General features: G+C 42.1%; 12 protein-coding genes. 4 read left to right on the forward strand and 8 right to left on the reverse strand.

What is annotated here, in order from left to right:
* Positions 1-18: 18 nt before the first annotated feature.
* From V7K60_RS28890 to V7K60_RS28900, 3 genes are all read right to left on the reverse strand, one after another.
* On the reverse strand, positions 19-2,436 hold the full coding sequence (locus V7K60_RS28890; RefSeq protein WP_334930739.1) for an arylsulfatase: 2,418 nt from the start codon (positions 2,434-2,436) through the stop codon (positions 19-21).
* Between the two features lie 552 nt (positions 2,437-2,988).
* Positions 2,989-3,249 carry a hypothetical protein gene (locus V7K60_RS28895; protein ID WP_265274552.1) on the reverse strand — a complete coding sequence of 87 codons (261 nt, stop codon included), beginning with the start codon at positions 3,247-3,249 and terminating at the stop codon, positions 2,989-2,991.
* A gap of 64 nt (positions 3,250-3,313) precedes the next feature.
* The gene (locus tag V7K60_RS28900) at positions 3,314-3,556 is read right to left on the reverse strand and encodes a hypothetical protein (protein WP_334930741.1); all 243 of its coding nucleotides are present in this window, start codon (positions 3,554-3,556) and stop codon (positions 3,314-3,316) included.
* 177 nt (positions 3,557-3,733) lie between these two features.
* Between V7K60_RS28900 and V7K60_RS28905 the strand changes: the two genes are divergently transcribed.
* Positions 3,734-5,803 (forward strand): tetratricopeptide repeat protein, encoded by a 2,070-nt coding sequence (locus tag V7K60_RS28905; protein WP_334930743.1) that lies wholly within the window; start codon positions 3,734-3,736, stop codon positions 5,801-5,803.
* Between the two features lie 43 nt (positions 5,804-5,846).
* On the opposite strand, the gene V7K60_RS28910 is transcribed toward V7K60_RS28905, so the two are convergent.
* From V7K60_RS28910 to V7K60_RS28920, 3 genes are all read right to left on the reverse strand, one after another.
* Positions 5,847-6,596 carry a hypothetical protein gene (locus V7K60_RS28910; protein WP_334930745.1) on the reverse strand — a complete coding sequence of 250 codons (750 nt, stop codon included), beginning with the start codon at positions 6,594-6,596 and terminating at the stop codon, positions 5,847-5,849.
* A 131-nt stretch (positions 6,597-6,727) separates the two neighbouring features.
* Entirely contained in the window at positions 6,728-8,281 is a 1,554-nt protein-coding gene (locus tag V7K60_RS28915) for a DUF1565 domain-containing protein (protein ID WP_334930747.1), read from the reverse strand.
* A gap of 862 nt (positions 8,282-9,143) precedes the next feature.
* Positions 9,144-9,674, reverse strand: a complete 531-nt coding sequence (locus tag V7K60_RS28920; RefSeq protein WP_334930749.1) for a pentapeptide repeat-containing protein — start codon at positions 9,672-9,674, stop codon at positions 9,144-9,146.
* Positions 9,675-10,184: 510 nt separating this feature from the next.
* Here V7K60_RS28920 and V7K60_RS28925 point away from each other — a divergent pair.
* On the forward strand, positions 10,185-11,075 hold the full coding sequence (locus tag V7K60_RS28925; RefSeq protein ID WP_334930751.1) for a hypothetical protein: 891 nt from the start codon (positions 10,185-10,187) through the stop codon (positions 11,073-11,075).
* A 149-nt stretch (positions 11,076-11,224) separates the two neighbouring features.
* On the opposite strand, the gene V7K60_RS28930 is transcribed toward V7K60_RS28925, so the two are convergent.
* Positions 11,225-12,619 (reverse strand): TldD/PmbA family protein, encoded by a 1,395-nt coding sequence (locus tag V7K60_RS28930; protein WP_334930753.1) that lies wholly within the window; start codon positions 12,617-12,619, stop codon positions 11,225-11,227.
* A gap of 359 nt (positions 12,620-12,978) precedes the next feature.
* Here V7K60_RS28930 and V7K60_RS28935 point away from each other — a divergent pair, with 359 nt between their 5' ends.
* Positions 12,979-13,299, forward strand: a complete 321-nt coding sequence (locus V7K60_RS28935; protein WP_292776541.1) for an RNA recognition motif domain-containing protein — start codon at positions 12,979-12,981, stop codon at positions 13,297-13,299.
* Between the two features lie 120 nt (positions 13,300-13,419).
* On the forward strand, positions 13,420-13,611 hold the full coding sequence (gene rpsU / locus V7K60_RS28940) for a 30S ribosomal protein S21 (protein ID WP_069073774.1): 192 nt from the start codon (positions 13,420-13,422) through the stop codon (positions 13,609-13,611).
* A gap of 330 nt (positions 13,612-13,941) precedes the next feature.
* On the opposite strand, the gene V7K60_RS28945 is transcribed toward rpsU, so the two are convergent.
* Complete coding sequence (locus tag V7K60_RS28945; protein ID WP_334930755.1) at positions 13,942-14,877, reverse strand: hypothetical protein; 936 nt, start codon at positions 14,875-14,877, stop codon at positions 13,942-13,944.
* Between the last annotated feature and the right edge of the window lie 18 nt (positions 14,878-14,895).

The raw sequence follows: 14,895 nt of genomic DNA on the forward strand, positions 1-14,895 counted from the left end.
GATAAAAATACCTACTCCCTACTCCTCTTTGGAATTAAGCGCGGGTGAACCCGGTACGTATTTGACTTGCTCGATCGCACCAGTGTATTTAAAGACCCCATATTTTTTGTAGAGATTCCATGACACGGGACTACGGGCATCTTTACCGATGTCCAATCCTTCATAGGGAAAGCCACCAAACGTTAGCCCCAGTTTACCTGCCGCGACTTGCTGCCCATTGACAGAAAGTGTTCCAGACCCCTGACGCTTGCCCAGTGCATCGTAATTCAAATCGATGTTAAGTTGACCTGGCTGTAGCTGGACTGCGGGAAATTTAATCGACTGACCATAATTATTGTGTTCGTAGAACAGCTTGCCATCGTCAATATAGAAGATATAACCAACTTCCTGTCCACCGTGGGCAAGAATCACCCCGCGATCGCCTGCTTTATACTGAGCCTTCACCTGGATAGTATAATCGCGATCACTAACCAAGGGCAAAATGTCTGGTTGCAGTACCGAGTCACCCGCATGGAATGTCTTCGGCTTCACTTTCTCCTTGATGTAAGGCGGTACTCCTCCATGTTGGGGGGATTCTAACAGAGGATAAACTTGATACTTGAATGCCGCTGCATCAAAGGCTGTTGCCAGTTCTTTGACTTTTTCTGGATACTGGTTCGCCACATCGTTGCTTTCCGAGTAATCTTGCTTGAGGTTGTACAACTGCCACTCGGAGTCACTAAATGGTTTCCCAGTCTGATGGTCGGTGACAGCATACCAACCATCTTTGTAATACCCTCTATTGCCAGAATTCTCGTAGTATTGTTCAGTTCTTTGTTCCGGTGCATTGGCATCATTCAAAAGATAGGCAAAGCTGATACCTTCAAGAGGTTTTGTGGATTTACCATTAAACCTGTCGGGATGCTTGATGCCCGTTAATTCCAGGATGGTAGGTGTAATGTCTGTGATGTGCGTAAATTGTGTTCGGGTAGCACCCAAATCTTTGATTTTTGCTGGATAGGAAACAATCAATGGATTCCGTCTACCACCGCCAAGGGTAAAGAATTTGTACCGTTTTAGGGGTGTATTAGAAACTGTTGCCCAGCCAATTGGATAGTGAGGCGCAGTCTGAGGACTACCAATCAACTCAAACCGACTGATATCTAGGGCTTTATCGTCTGGTAAACCGGAGTAATGTCGAGCTACATTCGTCGTACCATTTGCTCCGCCTTCTCCAGAACCGCCATTATCAGAAGCAACAATAATAATTGTGTTGTTGAGTTCCCCGGTGGACTCTAGATACTCATAGAGTTTCCCAAAGTTTTGATCCAGGTTATCAACAAAGGCTGCATAGGCTTCCTGGTAACGAGCAAATAGCTTTTTATCCTCTGCTGATAGTGTATCCCAAGCTTTAACCCCTGGATTTTGGGGTGGTAGTTGAGTGTCGGCAGGAATTAGCTTTGATGCAAGTTGCTTCTGGTAGCGTTCCTGGCGCAGCACGTCCCAACCAACATCATACTTACCTTGGTATTTGGCAAGGTCTGCTGGATGAATATTAAACGGTGAATGAACAGCATTGTTGGCAAAATACAAGAAAAATGGCTTGTCTTTTGACTTGGTTTTTGCTTGTTTGAGCAATGCGATCGCTTTTTCTGTCCAGTAATCAGTAGTGAGAAAATTCTCAGGATAGCGATCGACTGAAATAGGTTTATTGTCTTCGTAGAGAATATGGGGTGTCTGGGGATGTTCTAATCCATCTAAGAAACCAAAGAAATGTTCAAACCCCCGTTGTAACGGCCAGGAATTTAATGAAGCGGTGGCGGTGCGATCGTAAGTCTGAGTCAAATGCCACTTACCTGTCAGCAGAGTAGAGTACCCATTGCTACGTAAAATTTCTGCCAGAGTCACGACATTGCTCTGAATTTCACCCGCATAACCGGGAAAACCAGGGTTTCCTTCAGCAACCCAACCGACACCCGCAGAGTGGGCATTTAATCCCGTTAGTAAAGATGCTCTTGTGGGAGAACAAAGTTGATGGGTTGTGAAGTTGCTAAACCGCAGTCCGTTAGCTGCCAATTTATCAATATTCGGTGTACTGATTTCTGAACCGTAGGGGCCTAAATCCGCAAACCCCAGATCGTCAATTAGGAAAACGACAATATTGGGGGCCTCTTTTGGTGCTATGGTGGTGCGAGATGAAGTGAGAGATTTTTTGGGTGATGGTGGCTGTGGAGTCCACCAAGGCGTTGATTCTGCCAAGGTTCTGCCGATTTTGCCTTTAAATCCAGCATAAGGTTGTGTACTTGCAACACCTGGTGGGTTCTGGGCTAAACTGCTGGCGATCGTTGTGCTAGTAACCAGCAAGATACTAAACACAACCAGTGCTAACCAAGCGATGGGTGAAACAAGTTTTTGCTTGACTTTTTGAATAAATGATGAATTCCGTTTTCTGTTCAACAGACCTGCCTCCTTGCAAGCGATAGTAGTTAAGCCAGCACATCATCTGCGCCGGATCATCTGAAAAATGCACTCATATTTCTGCTGATAAATTGGATAATCACACCCACATTGTTTACTTTGGGAGTGTGGGGTGAAATCACTTTTCCTGCTGTATACAATGCAAACAATACATCAGTTTTTTTGATGGTAATGCCTTCCCCTTAACAGACGGTTTATAGTACAAACAAATGCAAACATTATACGATATGTCTATCGAATTATCGTAGTATTAAGTTAAGCAAAAGTACATACCCCATCTAGACCTCTGTAGGGTTACTCTCAGCCGCCCGAAGGAAATATTGAGTTTGGGCGTAGTAGGTGTAGCCCTTTGCAGATATTGGGTAGCTTTTAGTGAAGGTTTAGCGATGTCTGCGACGGGCTACGCCTACACCCTCACACATAGCAATCCGATCTAAATTGTGAAAATGAACAAACCACTTTTTCTGCAAAATGCCAAGAAAAGAAAAAGAAGTTTTCACATCTAATCTAGGGCTGCTAAAGTTGCGAAAATCAGGCATGGAGATTTGCTTGTTCCTGCAACCAAGGATCTACAGGTTGTCCATCTTTGCGGCGTAATTCAATTTCTACAACCATTACTTCTTTGGAACCAGGAGGTGCGGGTTTTTTATGAAAAATAATGTCATAATCTTCTGGATTGTGCTTATGTTCTTTCAACCATTCCTGTACCTTGGTTGTGGCAAAAAATGATTGCCCTTGCTCAAACATTCGGGTAATCTGCAATTGCAGCGTGTAAGGATTTAAGCGACCCATTTTCTACCGCCTTTGTTAAGTTAATTTGAGGACAAGTAATCTACTTATTGTAGATAATCTAATGTTAATGCGAAGTAAGCATACCTGACACTTCCCATACAGGTAGAACTTCCAGTTTCACTGCCCTGTTATCTGTAATCACAAAGTCTGAAGCTTCTTTGGTGGATGGTCTAAGAAAGCGTTGATACTTTCGCATTTTGTCTTCCACTGGTTGATAAATTATTATTTTTACTGCTTGACTTTCACCATCTTTAGCAGTAATTACAACGTAGTAATATTCTAGTAGTACCTCACCAAAAATTGTCACAAAATTGACTGTACTCTACGACTAAAGTTGTACGTACACTAAGGACTAGGAAACCGATTAGTTAAAGATTGCTCAGAATTTTACACTGCTTTTACAACATTTAACTACTTAATTCTGTTATAGATTGGAGAGAGGCACGCTGCTTCAAAAACTGACCAACAGACTGAGATGGTTGTTATGCAGAGCAAAAATCAAGCTGTTTTCGCTTTAATTGTAAAAAGCACTATTGTATTTTTACCCTTACTGTTATCCGTTGGAATTGCCAGTGGACAATCTGCACCATTACCCAACCCAGCACTAACTCCGACTCCGGTGTTATCGAATTCAGAACGGGAAGAATTAGCACGATTACGAGCAGAAAGACGAATTCAACAGCAAGTCCAATCTGATTTTAAAAGCACTTTTAGCCGCACAACCATATTACTCGATGTTTGGCTAGTTATACTAAGTCTCTTTCCAGTCGCAGTGATTGCTTTGTTATGGCTGTTGCGACGGGTGATAATCCGGGAAATTGTTGATAGGGCAATGCAACAAGTCCAGGGAATGGAAAAATTACAAAATCAGCTAACCACCGTTAAACAAGAAGCTGAAAATGTTATTCAAGATGCGAAAAAAATAAATTATGAATTAGAACAGCAAACGACTGCTTTACAACAAAAAATTAAAAATGAACAAGAAAATGTATCTATTCTGATATCCGATCTAGATTTAGCTAAAGTACAGGTATTAAGTAGATTAGAAGTTGAACTAAAAAAATCTCAAGAAAATATAGAAAATTTAGAGTCAAAATTTGCTTTGGGGTTATCTAAGTTAGAGTTTGATGCTCAACAACAAAAAGATATAGCACTGGAGAATTTAGGAAAATTAGCATCTGTTATAGCAAAAGAACTGTCTAAGTTAAAGTTAGGTGTACAACAACAGCAAGAACTAGCCGTTGCTGATTTAGAAATATCAAAGTCTGAGTTCACATCTCAACTTTCTGGATGGCAGTCTGATGCTCAACAACAAAAAGATATAACTTTTGAAATTTTAACAAAATTGCAGTCAGAATTTGTAGAAAAGTTATCTGAATCACAGATTGATGCTCAAAAGCAAAAAGAGATCACAGTTGATAATCTAGGCATATTTGATCGAGAACTTAAATCTCAATTATCTGAATTGCAAATAGATGCTCAAGAACAAAAAAATAAAATTATTGATAGTTTAGCAGCATTGCAATCAGAATTTAAATTTCAATTATCTGAATTACAAGTCGATGCTCAAAAGAGTAAAGAGCTAATCATTGAAAATTTAGAAAAATCTGGTTCTGAGTTTACTTCGCAATTTTCAGAATTACAATGGAATGCTCAACAACAAAAGATTCTAATTTTAGAGAAGTTAGAAAGATTAGAAACGGAGTTTGTCTCTCAACTCTCTGAATTACAATTGGATGCCCAAGAAAGAAAGGATCTGATTCTTCAAGAACTAACTGAAATTACGCCGGAATCGATTCTAGAGGTGGTGAATTTTGAAGTTGAGGAAGAAATACAAGAACAGCCGCAAAAACCGGAATTCCCTGCTGATGAGTATGTAAAACAAGGAGACGATCTGTTTTCTCAAAGGCGCTATGAAGATGCGATCGCAGCTTACAACCAAGCAGTAAAAATCCAACCTGATGAACCTGTAAGTTGGTTAAAACGGGGTCTAACTCTAGGAAGGTTGAAACACTACCAAGATGCGATCGCATCTTATGATAAAGCGATTGCGATTCAGCCAGATTATTCTCAAGCTTGGTGCGATCGCGGCGTTGCTTTTGGTAACTTACAACAGCATCAGCAAGCCTTTGCCTCATTTGACAAAACTACACAAATCAAACCTGACGATGCCGTTGCCTGGTTAAATCGTGGTCTTTCCCTAGTAGCATTAGAACAATATGAAGAGGCAATAATCTCCTTTGAGAAAGCGCTAGAATTCCAACCCAATTCTCCCAAAATCTGGGATAAACACGGTTATACTTTGGTAAGATTGGGACGCGATGATGAAGCGATCACTAGTTTTAATAAAGCCTTAGAAATTAAGCCAGATTATGCTAGTGCTTATTACAACAAAGCAGCCTGTTACGCACTGCAAAGACAAGTTGACCGATCTCTGTTAACTCTACAACAAGCGATTGAACTTAATTCTAGGTATAAAGATGACGCAGCAACTGACCTCGATTTTGATGATATTGCCGACGATGAACGCTTTAAGCTGTTAGTTGCAGAATAAAAATCTAAAAGGAATTTGTCGTTTGTCATTCGTCATTCTCCCCCTACTCCCTGCTCCCTTGCTCCCCAGACATGGCTTTGAGTTTAGATGTAAAAGACTCAGAGCGATCACTTTTTTCGGGAGTAAATTGCCCAATTGGGGCATGAATAAGAGCAGGTGAGAGCAGTTTTGGCTGTCGTTGATGATAGTTTGGTGATGGGGAAGGCGCTGGACTTTCTTGTGAAGTTAGCCTTTGGCTGACAGCAGATAATCGCTCAAGGGTTGCCGAAGAGGTAAATTTCCCAGAAAGCGGAGACTTCAAGACGGTTTTATTGTCTCTATCTTCCTGCTTTCCCTCTTCTTCACTCAAAGATGTCTTTGGTTGATAACTTTTCAGTTGGAGAGTCGCAGTATTGCTGTGTTGATAGCCGTTGCCAATCTTAGCTGGTGGTAATTGAGGACTTGTCACTTGCTCTACAGTGGGTTCTCTCTTGGCTGGCGCTAGAGCTGGCGCAGCCATTGAGGTTAAGCTTTGCGGAAATTTGCTACAAATCATCCGTTCAAATTCCATATTGAAATGATACGTAGCCTGATCCCGGCGCTGCCAAAATACTAAAATTTGCTGCACGGAAACCCCTTTATAACGACCTTGATATAGTGCCTCAATCACTGCCAGGTGTAGCCAGTTAAGGGGGTATTGCGTTTGCCAACGCTCAACTAGCTCATTGGCACTATACCCACCGAGATCAAAACTATAGTTAATTAATAAGGCGATCGCCAAGTTGGCAGAGGTGTCTGGAAGTGTTGTTAACATCGGGCTATTAGCTTTAGGCAATAGTTCTAAAATTTGTCACCCATCGCATATTAGCCTAGCGTGCTTTTAACTACATGGTTTTTTTTCCAATAGTTGCCAAGCCGATAGGCAAGTGTTCCCTATTCTACTTATCAACTTTTAAAATGCAACCCCACATAGACTGATTTAATCGCAGATGTTTGCCCAATGGCAACTAATGCCTGATAAATCATCGCTGCAACTTCGGCGCGTGTTGCCAAACGTAAAGGTGCAAGCACTTTCGGATCTGGATAGTTGACAACTATTCCCTGTTGTGTCGCAGTTGCAACGGCTGTCCGAGCGTAGTCGGGAATGGTATAACGATCGTTATATACTTCTAAAACATCGCGATCAACAGCTGGTAGTCCCAGTCCGTTTACTAAGGAGACAATCACCTGTAGCCGCTGCACAGTTTGATCAGGGCGGAAAGTGCGATCGCTAAATCCGCCAACAAAGCCACCACTAGCCGCGATTTGAATAGCGCTATAAGCCCAAAAATCCTTGGGTACATCCGTAAAATCAGGAGTTGGGATTTTGGGAAATGGGTTAAAAGCGATCGCCACCAAAGCTGCATACTGGGCGCGAGTCATGGGTTTATCTGGCTGGTAGCTACCATCAGCAAAAGCATGAGTTAAATCCATGCTCACTAATGCCTGAATAAATGGTTCTGCCCAATGTCCGTTTAGTTCAAGAGAGGTGGGAAGGGGGGAAGGGGGCAAAGGGAGTTTTTGAGGTGGGGATTCTGTCGAGGTATCAGAGGGACTGGTGTTAACCGTTACTCGATTGATTGGGAGTAAATCTACCAAACCCTTGACTAGATCTGGATTTAATTGATTACCTACGGAAACTAGTTTTTGTGTAGTGGCATTATATAAATCAAATTCACTATGATCGCGAAAAATATTATCACCTGGATCTTCGCTATTACCTAAATCGGGGACTGCATTACCATTGACTAATAAACCACCTTGAGTATTTTTAGCAATGAGATTTTGACGCAGTACAGGTTGGGCGTTGCGAGAAAGTGCGATCGCTGTGCGATTTTCTGATAATTTGTTATTTGCGATCGTCGGAGCGGCAAAGTCACTAATTGCTATGCCTAAAGGGTTTCTTTGAAATACATTCTGCAGTACTTCTCCCTGGCTATGACCTGCTATTACTAACCCGCTAGCAGTATTTTGCACAAATATGTTATTTAAAATTGCGGGTTTGGCAGTACCAGTGGTAAACACACCTTCCCGCCCACAGTTGCTCAGAGTATTGTTACTTAAAGTAGGTGCAGCCGATTCAATCCAGATACCAGTACCTTTAGCAGAGGGATTGGTGACAGTTACACCTAAAAGACTGGCATTATCTACCAAGAGCAGCGTAATATTTTGTATACCAAAACTGGGACTTTGATACTCGCCACTCCCGGAAATTACAATCCCTGCACCAATGTTTGCTTCATTACCCACCACTGTCGCCCCTCCAGGGACGATTAGTGGAAACACTTCACCACTAGCGGCGTTGTAAGTCCCGGACTCCAGATGAATTATCGTCAGAATTTTGGTTACTTTTAAAGCACGGGTGAGGCTTTTAAATGGATTCAACCGTGAACCAGTATTGGTATCATTCCCTGTCATAGGGTTGACATAGAGTGTGACGACGAGGGTAGAGTTCACCATTAATAGTTGAGAGTCAATTGTTTTAATTATGACAATCGTAAATAACACTACTTGTAGCAAACTTTTTTACAGTAGTATCTTTGTGTATAGAAAATATATCCACCTGACTTTTTCTGGCAAGCAGATCGTGTGTACACAAAAGTTATAAACTCTTGTGCAATATTCCAAGTTCTCATCTCAATGGCATTGTTAGCCGCAACAATAGCATTGTCAGCCAAAACAATCGCGTTGTTAGTCGAAACAATGCCATTGCAACTCTAAAAGACTTGTTTGTAAACTGTAGCGTCTGTGCAGAAAAGATTAAGGTATGGGGTTCTCCGGGTTTACAGCTATTTTCAGATAAATAGACCAGAGGGTAGGGGCACAGTAATGCTCATTGGTGTCAACTTAAGCTGAAAGCTATATCGGGAGGTATTTTACACATCACCTCACGCTCTCATCCCCTAACCCCTTCTCCCTTGGGAGAAGGAGAATTGAATCTCTGGCTCCCCTCTCACGAATGGGAGAGGGGCTGGGGGTGAGGGCAAAACGTTCTCACCAAGCGGGTTTCACGTTAAGTTGATACCAATGAGCAATGCTGTGCCCCTACGATAGATGTGGTTCAAATACATGAAAACTGCTGTAATTAAGTAATTAAATAAACATACAGCAGATTTCAAGTTGGTGAGGTATACAATCTAAGTATGTTACCCAGATATAAAGCGTGTTTTACTCCAGAATTCTGAATTCTGAATTCTGAATTCAGAATTTTGCTGTAATAAGAAGCTCAAGTTTTGAGTTTTGATCTCGGTGTTCCGAGGCACTGTTTGGGTTAATATATTAAGTCAGCAACCCAGAATCCATGCTCTGTATAGAAACGAGATTAAACATTCTCATCCAGAACAGTTCCTTCTATATTGGCTCCATCCAAATTGGCTCCACTCAAATTTGTCTGGCTCAAATCTGCTTGAGTGAGATTTGCCTGGGATAAGTCAGCTACAGTTAAATCTGCACCACTTAAATCCGCTCCATCTAGATTCGCTGCTATCAAGCTTGCTTCCTGCAAATCCGCCTCACTCAATTTAGTTTCAATCAATTTAGCAACCGTCAAATCAGCGTGACTCAAATTAGCTCCTTCCATTGTTGCTCCATCCAAGATAGCTCCATCCAAAATAGCTCCGCTTAAGTTGCTACCACTGAGATCCGCATTGCTTAAATCTGCTCCATTTAAGTCTGCTTCAATTAAACTGGAGTGGGCTAAATTAGCGTGACTCAGATTAGCTCCATCTAAAATTGCTCGATCTAAAATTACGCCACTGAGATTGGCTTCTCTTAAGTTGGCCTCGCTCAAGTTGACACCAGTAAAGTCTCTGACACCTGCGGCATAGTTTTTCAGGAGTTGATCTGCTTTCATATCTGTCACTGTGCTAAGGAACGTTTAACTAATTCGTAATTCGTAATGACGCTCTCTACGAGACGCTCTTGCTAGCTTGCAACTCTTACAGAGTACGCGGACTCGCTAACGTAATTCGTAATTTTTAGGTTTAATTCCCTTTTGTCTATACGCGGCTTTGTTTGAGTGTAGGTCTAAATAAGAGTCTGAAACAGTCTTCAATTACGAATTACCTTAGCGCAGCAGTAGCGAGTCCGCAAGCGTCATTATCAATTACGAATTATTTTGATTAAGACTATCCAGACAGGCAATAAATCCCCAGCACGCGCCACGGAGGATTAGTGTTGTGAATCAAACCAGAGTGAACATTGAATCAGCTTTATTTAGATTAGCTATCCTTAACTACTGGCGCTACTACCTAGAGTTATGAATTAATTTCATACTTGGGAGGGATGTTGCCCACCTTAAAAATTTAAGCATTAGTGCAAAACGATCGCTATACTCAATTGTGATGTTCGTCTGGCAGAGGTTATGGCAAAACCAATTCGTATTCTTTTGCAGACTACGATTCCTACGACTGAAGATGACTGGAGTATTTTTCGTTTCTCGATGTTACAAGATTACTTAACATCGATTAAAGACGAAGCCGGAAACTCCTTATTTGAAGTTACGGGACGCGATTACGAATCAGATGCAGTCGGTGGTGACTCAGTTTTAAGTAGTCTCGACAAATCAGATTTTGATGAACTTTGGCTATTTGGCCTAGAGGTAGATAACGGTTTAACCGAAAAAGACATTGCCGGAATTAATGCTTTTCGGCAACGCGGCGGCGGGATTTTGACAACACGTGATCATCAGGATATGGGCTGTTCGATGTGTGGTTTAGCTGATATTGGTGATATCCACTATTTCAACACCAAAAATCCCGATCCCGATGAATCTCGTTGGAGCCGAGATGACTCATACACAACTTATATCTCCTGGCCCAACTATCATTCTGGAGCTAACGGCGATTATCAAAAAATTACCATTATTGAACCCATTCATGAACTTTTAAAAAATCCCAATTCACCTTCGGGAAGTATTGAATTTTTCCCAACACATCCCCACGAAGGCGGTATTGGCGTACCTTTGGGCAATGCAAACGCGCGGGTAATTGCCCTTGGTAAAAGTTTAGTTACAGATCGTCACTTCAATCTGGTGGTAGCGATCGAGCATCATCAAGATCAGCAGGGGAATATACTAGGACGATCAGTCGCTAACTCTAGCTTCCATCATTTAGTAGATTACAACTGGGATATTAATAAAGGTTGCCCCACTTTTGTAGATGAACCACCAGGAGATGGGATGAAAAAAGAGCCACACGCCTTAGAAGATATCAAAACCTATGTGCGTAACGTCGCTTTCTGGCTAGCAAATTGATTTTTTTACTAATTGCCGTAAGACCACGGATATATAGCAATCCTACTTGATTTGTAAGAATTGCAACCCGCAGATCCCCGACTTCGTAAAAGTTGTCGGGGATCTTGTTTTTGCGCGTTTGATTCAGGATTGCGATCGCAGCGGATAGTTCATGTTTCCCCACCAACCACTACATCTCGAATTCGGAGGCTAGGACCACCACAACCCACTGACAAGCCATTTTGCCCTCCCTTACCACAACCGCCGGATTCATCCCAGTAAAAATCATCACCAAGTGCCTCAATATCCGCTAAAGTTTGAAATACATTTCCCGAAAGCGTCACATCCCGGACAGGTTCAGCAATTTTGCCATTCCTAATCATCCACGCTTCCCCAGCACTAAAGGTGAACATTTCCCCATTCGTCATCCCACCCAACCAATTACGGGCATAAACTCCTTCTTTGATATCGGTGAATAAGTCTGCAACTGGTGTTTTACCCCGTTCAATCCAGGTATTTGTCATCCGCACAATCGGATTAAAGTGATAGTTGAGACAGCGAGCGTTACCCGTAGGCGCTTCCTCCAATTTGCCAGCAGTTTCACGAGAATGTAAACGTCCCACTAAAACTCCATCTTTAATTAGTTGAGTAGTAGTAGCAGGCGTGCCTTCATCATCGTAAAAATAGCTACCGCGATGTCCCTCTGGAGCCGCACCATCAAAAATTTGCAGTTCTTTTGGGCCAAACCGCCGTCCGATGGTCATAACTTCCAGCAGATCGGGGTTTTCGTAAGCCATATCAGCTTCAGAAAGATGTCCGAAGGCTTCGTGGACGAATAAACCCGTGAGAATTGGGTCAATGACTACAGTGTAAGTATTGCCTTTGACCGGTGGTAGAGATAAAGCGGCGATCGCTCTTTGAGCAGCACTTTTTACCTGTTCATCCAAACCAGTTAAATCTTCGTAAGCTTTGCGAGAGCCAGTAGTTTCCCGTCCAGTTTGTACGGTTTCGCCATTTCTGGCGGTGGCGGCAAAGCGCATTTCCATATCCACCCAAGATTGCTCGATTAAAGTACCTTCTGAAGTAGCAATGATTACTTTTTGGGCGCTGTCACCATAACGCACTGAGGTAGTGGTAATTCGGCGATCGACGCTTTTAAGCAATTGGGTATAGCGATCGCACAATTGTTTTTTCTGCGAGAGTGAGACATTTCGGGGGTCAGTACCTTTTAGGGGTAGAATGCATACTGCTTGCACCGGGTCAATGGGTGCAAGTAAAGTTTCTTCATCACCAACCATCCGTGCAGCAGCGATCGCTTCTTCTATGCGCTCCTTGATTGTTGCCAGCTGGTTAAAGCAGCTCAACCCCCATCCGCCTTTATAACAAGCACGAATATGTCCACCAATGGAGATACCTTCACTGAGGGTTTCTACCTTGTCGCCACGCAACAAGATATCAGTCCCTTCTGCTTCTTCAAGGCGAATCATCAGATAATCTACACGCCCACAGTAGCGAGCGATCAGGTCAGAAAGTAAATTTTGTGCGTCAGCAAGTGTAGTCGGCATTTCCAATTAGTAACAATGACGAACTGCATTTATTTTGCAATTAATTGGGGAATTTCTGCTAATCAATATTATGAGGAGACTAGGTACTGGGGGAAATAAGGGAGTGGAAAAACAGAGGAGAAGTTGCAGTAAGTTTTTCCTCTGTACCCCTTTGCACCTTTGTCTCTTGTGCCCAATCTCCAATCCCCAATCTTGAGTTACGGTGGGTAAGAACTCAATGATGTGCTAAGGTAATTAAGTGAGAATAAAATTCGGTTACATTGTTTGTTTTTAGTATTGACAGGCTTTTCCCTTTTGGTCTTAACAAGCTTGCCTCCGAAATCTAAATCTCTACACACCTATGATTTTGGAGATAATGCATGTCAATTTATGTAGGTAATCTATCCTACGAGGTCACACAAGATGACCTCAATTCTGTGTTTGCCGAACACGGTACTGTAAAGCGGGTTCAGTTACCTACTGACCGTGAAACAGGACGTCCACGCGGCTTTGCCTTTGTAGAGATGGGCACAGAAGCTGAAGAAACAGCTGCCATTGATGCTCTTGATGGCGCTGAATGGATGGGACGCGATCTCAAAGTGAATAAGGCTAAACCAAAGGAAGATAGAGGTGGTTCTTTTGGTGGTGGCGAGCGCCGCGGCAGTGGTGGTGGCGGTGGCTACAATAGATCGCGCTACTAAGCTTTAAGATCAAAAATTAAGTTTTAACGTCTAAAGGGCAGAATCATTATCTGCCCTTTTTGCGCTCCGGTCTACTGGATAGCTTAAATTGCCCAGTACCAATTAAGTAGGAGAATATAAATGACCCAAGTATTTGTGGGCGAAAATGAAGGAATTGAGTCAGCCTTACGTCGATTTAAGAGGGAAGTTTCCAAAGCAGGTATTTTTCCAGACATGAGAAAGAATCGTCACTTTGAAACGCCTTTGGAAAAACACAAGCGCAAAGAAGTCGCTCGACACAAACAACGCAAGAGAAATTTCCGTCGTAATTAACTATTAGCGATACCTCCGGTTACTTATGCTAACACACTCTCATTAGATTCTTAGCTATCGAAAAGGCGATCGCTGTACTCCAAAGGAGAATCTAATGAGTAAGTTTTGAACTTCAAAAACCTTTCCTGATATAAGCTATTTATCAAAATCATTCTAAATTTGTTTGAGTTACTGCTCTTCTGTATCAATGAGAATTTCCAGGGGTAACTAATTAGAAAATAAGTCAAAAATATTCTTAATCATAAGCTATACCAATCAATATCAATAAAAAGCCCTCAAGCAAAGATGAGGGCTAGGCAGTTTTTTCTAGAGATATCATCTCGATTTCTTCTAAGCACGAGCACGCGTAATCTGAGTAGTATCAAAGTCTTGTAGCCGAGTCATATTTCCACTGTTCTTATCAACAATATACACAGCATTAGGTGTCTCATATCTCATAGCTCCAAAGGCGAGGAGTTGACCTGTTGCAGAGCAAACTAAGCTTTGTAAGCCATTATTCCATGCTTGACCATTAACTTTCAATTGTCCTAGTCTGATGGGCTTTTTTTGATTTGAATCTAGCTGCACCAGAGTTGTATCACCATACGCACCAACTACAGAGGTATAAAGTATTCCATCTGGGCACTCAGCTAGATTGCTGACCCGCTCATCATTCAGGAATTTAACCTTACTAATAGAACTTATCTCTCCTGTTTGAAGGTTAATATCTACCAATCTGACAGGTGGTGTACCATTCTTCTTACCTACTAGACCAATGAGTCGCCCATCATTAGTACCTAGCAAGCTCCCAAGCTGTTGATTTGGTTTAAGTCCTGAGACTATCAAAGTTTTTACAGGCGTACCCAAAAATGTAATGCGAGTAGGTGTCGCCTCTCTCCGAGTAATCGCAACAGGAGTAATGGCTACAACAAGTGTGCCATCGCTTAAAGAGGTAAAACCACTCAATATCTCATTAGGCTCTAATAAAGGTGTACTTTTATCCGTAAGTACCTGAGCCTTTCCTGTAACTAAGGATTGCAAAACTAGTCCTACAGGCTTAATATCTGTGCTTACACTGTTTAAGGCAGTGTTCTCTACTAATTCAGTGGTATTTACCTCTGTAATAGCCGTTTGGTCAGTAGTAACCATTGGGCTGGAACCTATACCTACAATATTTAAACTTGGTGTTTCTGCCAAGGCTTTCTTGGTGAGATAACTAAGTCCAGATAATACAGTTCCAGCAAGTGCCAACTGTCCAAACTGTCGACGTGATAGCTTGTAATTCATATTTTCCTTCCTAGAATT

This window comes from Nostoc sp., from assembly GCF_036917555.1.
In the GTDB taxonomy this organism is placed as follows: domain Bacteria; phylum Cyanobacteriota; class Cyanobacteriia; order Cyanobacteriales; family Nostocaceae; genus Nostoc.

Excerpts from the sequence above, each read along its gene's own strand:
- V7K60_RS28895 (WP_265274552.1), bottom strand. The coding sequence starts at position 3,249 with ATGGGTCGCTTAAATCCTTACACGCTGCAATTGCAGATTACCCGAATG.
- V7K60_RS28905 (WP_334930743.1), top strand. The coding sequence starts at position 3,734 with ATGCAGAGCAAAAATCAAGCTGTTTTCGCTTTAATTGTAAAAAGCACT.
- V7K60_RS28910 (WP_334930745.1), bottom strand. The coding sequence starts at position 6,596 with ATGTTAACAACACTTCCAGACACCTCTGCCAACTTGGCGATCGCCTTA.
- V7K60_RS28915 (WP_334930747.1), bottom strand. The coding sequence starts at position 8,281 with ATGGTGAACTCTACCCTCGTCGTCACACTCTATGTCAACCCTATGACA.
- V7K60_RS28920 (WP_334930749.1), bottom strand. The coding sequence starts at position 9,674 with ATGAAAGCAGATCAACTCCTGAAAAACTATGCCGCAGGTGTCAGAGAC.
- V7K60_RS28925 (WP_334930751.1), top strand. The coding sequence starts at position 10,185 with ATGGCAAAACCAATTCGTATTCTTTTGCAGACTACGATTCCTACGACT.
- V7K60_RS28930 (WP_334930753.1), bottom strand. The coding sequence starts at position 12,619 with ATGCCGACTACACTTGCTGACGCACAAAATTTACTTTCTGACCTGATC.
- V7K60_RS28935 (WP_292776541.1), top strand. The coding sequence starts at position 12,979 with ATGTCAATTTATGTAGGTAATCTATCCTACGAGGTCACACAAGATGAC.
- rpsU (WP_069073774.1), top strand. The coding sequence starts at position 13,420 with ATGACCCAAGTATTTGTGGGCGAAAATGAAGGAATTGAGTCAGCCTTA.
- V7K60_RS28945 (WP_334930755.1), bottom strand. The coding sequence starts at position 14,877 with ATGAATTACAAGCTATCACGTCGACAGTTTGGACAGTTGGCACTTGCT.